We start from the raw sequence: 6,261 nt of genomic DNA, 5'->3' as shown, positions 1-6,261 counted from the left end.
CATCGCGTGACTTCGGAGTAGGGGTGCCGCCCGGCCCCCTGCTCCCAGCCTCGAAACACCGCCGCCCCCCCGCGGCACCGCTCTTTAGGACCCAGTCATGCAAAAGCAAAAGATCCGCATCCGCCTCAAGGCGTTCGACTACAAGCTGATCGACCAGTCGGCACTCGAGATCGTCGACACTGCCAAGCGCACCGGCGCCATCGTCAAGGGCCCCGTGCCCCTGCCGACCCGCCAGCAGCGTTTCGACATCCTGCGTTCGCCGCACGTCAACAAGACCTCGCGCGACCAGTTCGAGATCCGCACCCACCAGCGCCTGATGGACATCGTCGATCCGACCGACAAGACCGTCGACGCGCTGATGAAGCTGGACCTGCCGGCCGGCGTGGACGTCGAGATCAAGCTGCAATAAGCGGCAATACTAGACGCCTGTGGGGTCATGGTGATTGCGGCGACGGCCGCCGTTGCTATAATCCCCGGCTTTTCCGCAGGTGCCCACTTCGGTGGGCCTTTGTGGTTTCTACGGTGGCGCCCCCGGGCGCCGCAAATCAGTCAGTCCGGCCAATCGCTGTCGGACATTGGAGAAAACAATGAGTCTTAGCAATCGCCTCGGATTGCTGGGCCGCAAGGTGGGCATGATGCGCATCTTCACGGACGACGGCGACGCCGTGCCCGTGACGGTGCTGGACGTGTCCAACAACCGCGTGACCCAGGTGAAAACCGTTGAGACCGACGGCTACAGCGCCATCCAGGTGGCGTTCGGTGCGCGCAAAGCCTCGCGCGTGACCAAGCCGGAAGCTGGCCACCTCGCGAAAGCGGGCGTCGAAGCCGGCGAACTGCTCAAAGAATTCCGCGTGTCTGCCGACGTCGCCGCCGAGTACAAGGCCGGCGCGCAGCTGCCGCTGTCGATGTTCGCCGTGGGCCAGATGGTCGACGTGCAGGGCACTTCGATCGGCAAGGGTTTCGCGGGCACCATCAAGCGCCACAACTTCGGTTCGCAGCGCGCCTCCCACGGTAACAGCCGTTCGCACAACGTGCCCGGCTCGATCTCGATGGCGCAGGATCCCGGCCGCGTGTTCCCGGGCAAGAAGATGACCGGCCACCTCGGCGACGAGACCACCACCACGCAGAACCTCGACATCGTCCGCATCGACGAAGCCCGCCAGCTGCTGTTGGTCAAGGGCGCCGTTCCGGGCGCCAAGGGCGGCCACGTCGTCGTGCGCCCCGCAGTCAAGGTCAAGGTCAAGAAAGGAGCCCAGTAATGCAGCTCGAGCTCCTGAACGAACAAGGTCAGGCCGCCTCGAAGGTGGACGCTCCTGACACCGTGTTCGGTCGCGACTACAACGAAGCGCTGGTGCACCAGATCGTTGTCGCTTACCAGGCCAATGCGCGCCAGGGCACCCGTGCCCAGAAGGACCGCGCGATGGTCAAGCACTCCACCAAGAAGCCCTGGCGCCAGAAGGGCACCGGCCGCGCTCGCGCCGGTATGACCTCGTCGCCGCTGTGGCGTGGAGGCGGTCGGATCTTCCCGAACAGCCCCGACGAAAACTTCACCCAGAAGGTCAACAAGAAGATGTTCCGTGCCGGCATGGCCGCCATCTTCTCGCAGCTGGCCCGTGACGGCCGCCTGGCCGTGGTCGACTCCCTGACGGTCGAGTCGCCCAAGACCAAGGCGCTGGCACAGAAGTTCAAGGCCATGGGCCTCGAGTCTGTCATGGTGATTGCCGACCAGGTCGACGAAAACCTCTACCTCGCCTCGCGCAACCTGGCCAACGTGCTCGTCGTCGAGCCGCGCTACGCCGATCCGCTGTCGCTGGTCTTCTACAAGAAGGTCCTGGTGACGAAGGCCGCGATGGAGAAGCTCAAGGAGATGTTCGCATGAGCACTCTGAAATTCGATGAAGGTCGCCTGATGCAGGTGCTCGTCGCTCCCATCGTGTCCGAGAAGGCCACGTCGGTTGCCGAGAAGCACAACCAGGTGCTGTTCAAGGTCCTGCGCGACGCCACCAAGCCCGAGATCAAGGCTGCCGTTGAACTGATGTTCAAGGTCGAGGTGGATGCCGTTCAGGTGGTGAACCAGAAGGGCAAGGTCAAGCGCTTTGGCCGCACGATCGGGCGTCGTGACAATGTCAAGAAAGCCTACGTGTCGCTGAAGGAAGGCCAAGAGCTCAACTTCTCCGGGGAGGCTGCGTAATGGCCGTCGTCAAACTGAAGCCCACCTCGCCCGGCCGTCGCGCCGTGGTGAAAGTGGTGCATTCGCATCTGCACAAGGGCGCGCCTGAAAAGTCGCTGCTCGAGCCGCAGAAGCAGAATGCGGGCCGCAACAACAACGGCCACATCACCACCCGTCACAAGGGCGGGGGTCACAAGCATCACTACCGTGTCGTCGATTTCCGTCGCAACAAGGACGGCATCCCGGCAAAGGTGGAGCGCGTCGAGTACGACCCCAACCGCACGGCCCACATCGCGCTGGTGTGCTATGCCGACGGCGAGCGTCGCTACATCATCGCCCCGCGCGGCCTGGAAGTGGGTTCGACCGTGCTGAGCGGCGCCGAGGCGCCGATCAAGGCCGGCAACACGCTGCCGATCCGCAACATTCCGGTGGGCTCGACCATCCACTGCATCGAGATGCTGCCCGGCAAAGGTGCCCAGATCGCGCGTTCGGCTGGCGCCTCCGCCGTGCTGATGGCCCGCGAAGGCACCTACGCTCAAGTGCGCCTGCGCTCGGGCGAAGTGCGCCGCATCCACATCGACTGCCGTGCGACCATCGGTGAAGTTTCGAACGAAGAGCATAGCCTGCGCCAGTACGGCAAGGCCGGCGCGATCCGCTGGAAGGGCATCCGCCCGACCGTTCGTGGCGTTGCCATGAACCCGGTGGATCACCCGCACGGTGGTGGCGAAGGCCGCACCGGCGAGGCGCGTGCCCCGGTCTCTCCGTGGAACACGCTCACCAAGGGCTACCGCACCCGCAACAACAAGCGCACGCAGAACATGATCGTGTCGCGTCGCAAGAAGTAAGAGGTAGGCTATGGCTCGTTCACTCAAGAAGGGTCCGTTCGTCGACCACCACCTGCAAAGCAAGGTGGAGAAGGCGGTCGAGACCAAGGACAAGAAGCCGATCAAGACCTGGTCGCGCCGTTCCACCATCCTGCCCGAGTTCATCGGTCTGACCATTGCCGTGCACAACGGCAAGCAGCACGTGCCGGTGTACGTGACCGACCAGATGGTCGGCCACAAGCTCGGCGAGTTCGCGCTGACCCGCACGTTCAAGGGTCACCCCGCGGACAAGAAAGCGAAACGGTAAGGAGAGGCCATGGAAACCCGTGCAAGTGTTCGCGGCGTCCGCCTGTCGGTCGACAAGGGTCGACTGGTGGCTGACCTGATCCGCGGCAAGAAGGTGGACCAGGCGCTCAACATCCTGACGTTCACGCAGAAGAAGGCTGCCGTGATCATCAAGAAGGCGCTCGAATCCGCCATCGCCAATGCCGAGCACAACGATGGTGCCGACATCGACGAACTGAAGGTCAAGACGATCTATGTGGAGCAAGGCGCCACGCTGAAGCGTTTCACCGCGCGCGCCAAGGGCCGCGGCAACCGCATCAGCAAGCCCACCTGCCACATCTTCGTCACCGTCGGCAACTGATAGGCAGACAGGAAGACTATGGGACAGAAAATCCATCCGACCGGCTTCCGGCTGCCCGTCACCCGTGCCTGGGCGTCGCGCTGGTATGCATCGAACCGCAACTTCAGCACCATGCTGGCTGAAGACTTGCAGGTGCGCGAGTACCTGAAGCAGCGTCTGAAGAACGCTGCAGTGTCGCGCATCCTGATCGAGCGTCCGGCCAAGAACGCCCGCATCACGATCTTCTCGGCGCGTCCGGGTGTCGTGATCGGCAAGAAGGGCGAGGACATCGAGAACCTGAAGGCCGAACTGACGCGCCGCCTGGGTGTGCCGGTGGCAGTGAACATCGAGGAAGTGCGCAAGCCCGAAATCGATGCCCAGCTGATCGCCGACTCGATCACCCAGCAGCTCGAGAAGCGCATCATGTTCCGCCGCGCCATGAAGCGCGCGATGCAGAACGCGATGCGTCTGGGCGCCCAGGGTATCAAGATCATGTCCGCCGGCCGTCTGAACGGCATCGAAATCGCACGTACCGAGTGGTATCGCGAAGGCCGTGTGCCCCTGCACACCCTGCGCGCCGACATCGACTACGGCTTCTCGGAAGCGAAGACCACCTACGGCGTCATCGGCGTCAAGGTGTGGGTCTACAAGGGCGACCGTCTGGGCCGCGGCGAAGCGCCGGCGGCCAAGACCGACGAGCGTCCGGAAGACGACCGTCGCAACCGCCGTGGCCCGCGTGGCGATCGCCCGTCCGGCGACCGCCGCCCGCCGCGCGGTGGCCCCGGTGCTCGTGCCGGCGCTGGCCGTAACGAAGCTCCGGCCGATGGCAGCGACAAGCCTGCCGAAGCCGCAGACGCCAAGACCGCTGCGGTCAAGCGCGTGCGCAAAGCCGCCACCCCGGGCTCCGGCACGGGCGAGGCGTAAGGAGAATAAAGAATGTTGCAACCCGCTCGTCGCAAGTACCGCAAAGAGCAGAAGGGCCGTAACACCGGTATCGCCACGCGCGGCACGAACGTGTCGTTCGGCGACTTCGGCCTGAAGGCCACCGAGCGCGGCCGTCTGACGGCGCGCCAGATCGAGGCGGCACGTCGTGCGATCTCCCGTCACGTGAAGCGTGGCGGCCGCATCTGGATCCGCATCTTCCCGGACAAGCCGATCTCGCAGAAGCCTGCCGAAGTCCGTATGGGTAACGGCAAGGGCAACCCGGAGTACTACGTGGCTGAGATCCAGCCGGGCAAGGTGCTCTACGAGATCAACGGTGTGCCGGAAGAACTCGCCCGCGAGGCCTTCCAACTGGCGTCCGCCAAGCTGCCGCTGCGCACGATCTTCGTCGCACGCCAGATGGGCACCTGATCGACGCATTCGGAGAACTGTATGAAAGCATCTGAACTGCGCAACAAGGACGTCGACGGCCTGCAGAAGGAAGTCAAGGACCTGCTGAAGGCCCACTTCGGCCTGCGCATGCAAAAGGCGACCCAGCAGCTGAGCGACCACAGCCAGCTGAAGAAGACCCGCCGCGACATCGCTCGCGCCAAGACCATCCTGGCCGAGAAGAAGAAAGAAGGAGCCGCCAAATGACGGAAGCTCAAGCCGCTCAGAAGAACACCCGCACCTTCGTCGGTCGTGTGGTGAGCGACAAGCGCGCCAAGACCGTCACGGTCCTGGTCGAGAACCGCGTGAAGCACGAGCTCTACGGCAAGATCGTGGCCCGGTCCCGCAAGTACCACGCCCATGACGAAAACGGCGAGTACAAGATGGGCGACGTGGTCGAGATCGCCGAAGGCCGTCCGATCTCCAAGCAGAAGTCTTGGGTCGTGACGCGCCTGATCGAGAAGGCTCGCGTCGTCTGAGGACGAAACCGCCGCACCGGGGTCAAGGCCCCGCGCGGCGCCAGGAAACGGTCGTGCGCCACAATGGCGCCCGGCCGTTTTTTTATGGCCGCGTGTTTTGGTCCATTCTTTAGGAGGAGACGCACACCATGCTGAAAGTTGGCGACAAGCTGCCCGCGGGCAAGCTGCAGGAGTTCATCGAGGTCGAGGGCAACGGCTGCTCGCTCGGTCCGAACGTGTTCGACATCCAGGAGGCCACGGCCGGCAAGACCGTCGCCATCTTCGCGCTGCCCGGTGCCTACACGCCGACCTGCTCGGCCCAGCACGTGCCGGGCTATGTCGAGAACTTCGATGCCTTCAAGGCAGCGGGCGTCGATGAGATCTGGTGTGTGTCGGTCAACGACGCCTTCGTGATGGGCGCCTGGGGCCGTGACCAGAAGACCGCGGGCAAGGTCCGCATGATGGCCGACGGCAGCGGTGACTTCGCGCGCGCCACCGGTCTGACGCTGGACCTGACGGCCAAGGGTATGGGCGTGCGCTCGCAGCGCTACTCGATGCTGGTGGTCGACGGGGTGGTCAAGACGCTGAACGTCGAGGCACCCGGCAAGTTCGAGGTCAGCAACGCACAGACCCTGCTGGCGCAGGCCAAGCAACTGCGCGGCTGAGTGTTTTGAGCCCCCGGGGCGTGCGCCGGGGGAGGGGCGCGGCGGGAGGCCCAAACAATCTGTTGGTCTCCCAAGCAGATTGTTGACATCCCTGGCGCTCTCTCGCATAATTCGCAGCTTCGCCGGAATTCGGGTGGGCGTCGCCATAC

Annotated in this window: 12 protein-coding genes; all 12 read left to right on the top strand. The window is 64.2% G+C overall.

The annotated features are described in order from the left end of the window. Positions 1-97: 97 nt before the first annotated feature. The 12 genes from rpsJ to OOT46_RS09675 all read left to right on the top strand — a co-directional run bounded on the left by rpsJ (position 98) and on the right by OOT46_RS09675 (position 6,112). Positions 98-409, top strand: coding sequence for a 30S ribosomal protein S10 (gene rpsJ, locus OOT46_RS09730; protein ID WP_265403399.1), 312 nt, complete (start codon positions 98-100; stop codon positions 407-409). Positions 410-587: 178 nt separating this feature from the next. Next, positions 588-1,259, top strand: coding sequence for a 50S ribosomal protein L3 (gene rplC / locus OOT46_RS09725; RefSeq protein ID WP_265403398.1), 672 nt, complete (start codon positions 588-590; stop codon positions 1,257-1,259). Further along, complete coding sequence (gene rplD / locus OOT46_RS09720; protein WP_265403397.1) at positions 1,259-1,879, top strand: 50S ribosomal protein L4; 621 nt, start codon at positions 1,259-1,261, stop codon at positions 1,877-1,879. The genes rplC and rplD overlap by 1 nt, the downstream gene beginning before the upstream one ends. Beyond that, positions 1,876-2,190: a 50S ribosomal protein L23 gene (rplW, locus tag OOT46_RS09715; protein ID WP_265403396.1), complete on the top strand. Its 315-nt coding sequence runs from the start codon at positions 1,876-1,878 to the stop codon at positions 2,188-2,190. Before rplD ends, rplW begins: the two co-directional genes overlap by 4 nt. Further along, a complete protein-coding gene (rplB, locus tag OOT46_RS09710) occupies positions 2,190-3,014 on the top strand; it encodes a 50S ribosomal protein L2 (RefSeq protein ID WP_265403395.1) in 825 nt (274 codons plus the stop codon). Before rplW ends, rplB begins: the two co-directional genes overlap by 1 nt. Before the next feature lie 10 nt (positions 3,015-3,024). Then, positions 3,025-3,300 (top strand): 30S ribosomal protein S19, encoded by a 276-nt coding sequence (gene rpsS / locus OOT46_RS09705; RefSeq protein ID WP_265403394.1) that lies wholly within the window; start codon positions 3,025-3,027, stop codon positions 3,298-3,300. 9 nt (positions 3,301-3,309) lie between these two features. Continuing rightward, positions 3,310-3,639: a 50S ribosomal protein L22 gene (gene rplV / locus OOT46_RS09700; RefSeq protein ID WP_265403393.1), complete on the top strand. Its 330-nt coding sequence runs from the start codon at positions 3,310-3,312 to the stop codon at positions 3,637-3,639. Between the two features lie 18 nt (positions 3,640-3,657). After that, positions 3,658-4,542 carry a 30S ribosomal protein S3 gene (gene rpsC, locus OOT46_RS09695; protein WP_265403392.1) on the top strand — a complete coding sequence of 295 codons (885 nt, stop codon included), beginning with the start codon at positions 3,658-3,660 and terminating at the stop codon, positions 4,540-4,542. A 12-nt stretch (positions 4,543-4,554) separates the two neighbouring features. Next, entirely contained in the window at positions 4,555-4,971 is a 417-nt protein-coding gene (gene rplP / locus OOT46_RS09690; protein ID WP_265403391.1) for a 50S ribosomal protein L16, read from the top strand. Positions 4,972-4,992: 21 nt separating this feature from the next. Next, a complete protein-coding gene (gene rpmC / locus OOT46_RS09685) occupies positions 4,993-5,196 on the top strand; it encodes a 50S ribosomal protein L29 (protein ID WP_265403390.1) in 204 nt (67 codons plus the stop codon). Continuing rightward, positions 5,193-5,468: a 30S ribosomal protein S17 gene (rpsQ, locus tag OOT46_RS09680; RefSeq protein WP_265403389.1), complete on the top strand. Its 276-nt coding sequence runs from the start codon at positions 5,193-5,195 to the stop codon at positions 5,466-5,468. The genes rpmC and rpsQ overlap by 4 nt, the downstream gene beginning before the upstream one ends. Positions 5,469-5,596: 128 nt before the next feature. After that, complete coding sequence (locus OOT46_RS09675; RefSeq protein ID WP_265403388.1) at positions 5,597-6,112, top strand: peroxiredoxin; 516 nt, start codon at positions 5,597-5,599, stop codon at positions 6,110-6,112. Positions 6,113-6,261 lie beyond the last annotated feature (149 nt).

The sequence above is a fragment of the Aquabacterium sp. A7-Y genome, from assembly GCF_026153205.1.
Classification (GTDB): domain Bacteria; phylum Pseudomonadota; class Gammaproteobacteria; order Burkholderiales; family Burkholderiaceae_C; genus Caldimonas.
The sequence above is the reverse complement of the archived record's forward strand: the minus strand, read 5'-3'. Positions and strand labels throughout refer to the sequence as shown.